This window comes from Flavobacterium branchiophilum NBRC 15030 = ATCC 35035 (assembly GCF_002217205.1).
GTDB lineage: Bacteria > Bacteroidota > Bacteroidia > Flavobacteriales > Flavobacteriaceae > Flavobacterium > Flavobacterium branchiophilum.
Genome location: NZ_MUGT01000168.1, coordinates 1 through 2,925, shown reverse-complemented (window position 1 = coordinate 2,925; position 2,925 = coordinate 1). Strand labels below are relative to the sequence as shown.

Here is a 2,925-nt window from a genome sequence, read left to right as displayed (position 1 = left end):
TAGTAAATGGTGCTGCTGTGCCTATACGCACGTTGCCTGCGTTGTCTAAACGTAAACCGGCATCGGTGTTTGTAGCTGGTGTTGCATTGCTGTTGTTTGTAATGGCAAAACCATCTAATTTGATGTTTTTTGTGGCGATGTGGTTCCAAGATATATCACTTACTTTTGTCCATTGTAATGCTCCATTATTATCTGCATTTGTTAGAACACTTAACGGAATGTTATATGTAGTACCGTTATAAACTAGTGTAGGATTTAAATTTGCGGTTATATATGGGTTGTTATTGTTTAGAAAGTTATAAATACCCGAAGCGTGTGGTTGAAATTGACCTCTCCCTTTTATTGTGAACAAACTTCCAGTTGCAGTAAAAGGATTTGTTCCTCCCCTAAAATTACCGAAAGAATAACTACTATAATCTTCTGTGATGAAAACAGAACCCAAATAAGTATCTTGGGAAATGACTCCATTTGTTTTTTTTAAGTTTTGGGTACGCCCTTTATAATAAACTGAACCAAAGTCCTCAACCCTAAAATAATTTTTGTAAGCAGCATTAGGAGTAGCAGCGTCAAAATTAGTAGAAGTACCTGTATTTGCAACAGGATTTGGTGAGTTTTGACCTATAAATATAACATCACTTAGGTTTCTTTTTATATAATCAGTCAATCTATTGGTTGAAGCGTTATTGATAAATTGTGTGCCAATACCTCCGTCTATATACCAACCATTTTTTGCATCACTCCCTGTAACAAAATTTCCTTCGGTTTCTGTGTTTTCAATAACTGTTCTCTCTGCCTTATTGGTAACACTAAACACATATCCAACGGCAGAACAACCTGGGCTACTTGCAGAAGCACAAGCATTAAAATCAGCAATATTAAAGTTTTGAAAAGTGTTGTTTACCCCTCTAATGTTTCTAACTATATCTGTAGTTCTTAAACGTAGAGCACCATCAGTATCTTTACTTGCTTGTACATCAAAATTTGAAAATAGATTACCTTCAATAGTGCCACCACTCCCTATAAAATCGACACCTACTAAGCAATGCTCTAAATGAATATTTGAAAAAGTGTTGTGATTAAACACACCATTACTTGCTAAATCATCTGGATTATCAGAACCTGTAATATCTAAAACTATACCGCCACGGCTTCTTTGAAATTGAATATTGTTAAACGTGTTATAGTCACTCTCTTGACCTGCAGTTAATTGTACCAATATAGGCGATGTGCCTTTTACTGTGGCATTTGCTGAAATGTTACTTCTAAAAAATATATTTTCAAACAAACAACGCCCCACTTGCGCACCTATTTTGATACCTGTGTTGATATCGCTTGTATTTTGACCATCACCACAAGTAAGTGTCGTTTTTAAATCGATACCTAAATTTTTTATTTTGCCGTTGTAGCAATTTTTTACATCAAAAATAGTTGTTAAAGTAGTGTTTGCGGGTTTAAACACAGTGCCTGCACCACCACCTTCAATGGTAATGCCGTTTAAGTTGCTTAAATCTATTGGAGTGTCAATAACATATAAACCTTCTTGGAAATAAAAGTGTTTGTAGCCTTTTCCATAAGCATTTTTAATAACATCGTTTATTTTATTAGCATCACTTGGGTCATTAAAAACAAAGCTATTTGTGGTGTTTGTTTGAGGTGAAATGTTGTTTGAAGTTGCGTCTAGTGGAGGTAAAATAAGCGATGGTGTTTTAGAGTAGCAATTTGGTGAACCACCTGGAGTATAATTGCTACCAATGGTGTAAACCGCTTTGATAGTTTGACTGTAAGCCAAATTGCTTACGATTAAGCTCAAAATGAGCATTACTGAAAAATTGATTCTCTTCATGTTTATAAAATTAATTGGTTACTATTAGTTTGTTAACACGTTATTTCCTTGATTAATAAGTGCTTGTTTATCGATAATACCTTGACCAGTTGGTGCAGGTTCATAATATAAATCAATATATTTTCCGCTCAATGGCTGTATAGTTAAAAACTTATTCAAAATTGCATTTACATCACTAGAGTTGAGATTATTATTTGATGTATATCCTAAACAATAATTAAGAACAGGCGCATTAAAATTCATGGTGTGATTGCTTGTGTAATTTCCTATACTTATTCCCTTGCCTATTGATAAAACAGGTAAATTAATTGTATATAAGAAGCCACTACAAATAATATTATCTATTGTTGTTAAAACAGGTAAATTAATAATGTTTAAATTTTTATTATAGTTATTAGATGCAAGACAATTCAATTCATAAACTTTTTCTAAAGCTGGTAAAGTTACTTGGTTACCAATTGGATTAATACCAAGTCTTGCATTACTCATGTCTTTTAAACCAGTCATACTAAATGAAGTAAAATGTCCTCCAATACTCCCACCAGTTGCCTCAATATCATAGATAAAATTTTTATTTACATATTTTAAATCATTACATTTAAGAGTAAATTGCTTGTTTAGAATGTTTGGACCAGGATAACCAGTAAAAGCAAACCCTTTTGAAACTTCTTGTAAATCCTTAATTTCAACATTACAAAATTGGCTAATTGTAACACCATTTAATCCTGCATACATATACTTAAGTTCAGTAATTCCTTCAACTAAAATTGATTCTGTTAGTTTTCCACCCGATACATATATTTCACAAAGTGGCATACTGCCATGCCCTTTAATTTTAATGGTTTTTAATTTTTCATATATTCCGGTAAAATATATTTTTTTTACGTTTGTAGGGATATCTAATTCTAAATTAGTTAATTCGGTTAATCTAGCATAATTTTCTTGACTCCCAATATAAATATTTTCAGTAATAGTGCCTACTTCGGCTTTTAATTTTGCAGCACATTCAGCATCGGTAAGGTCGCCTTCAATATACACGTTTACTTTACCAAGTCCTTCGGCTGTGGTGTAATAGTTGTTTT

1 protein-coding gene and 1 pseudogene are annotated in these 2,925 nt (G+C 32.7%); both read right to left on the bottom strand.

Going from position 1 to position 2,925, the window contains the following annotated elements; translation table 11 throughout:
- Nucleotides 1-1,843: hypothetical protein (locus B0A58_RS15085; protein ID WP_133063164.1), on the bottom strand; the 1,843-nt coding region annotated here is incomplete at its 3' end.
- Between the two features lie 24 nt (nt 1,844-1,867).
- Nucleotides 1,868-2,925 (bottom strand): annotated as a pseudogene (locus tag B0A58_RS16565) (hypothetical protein); the annotation flags it as partial.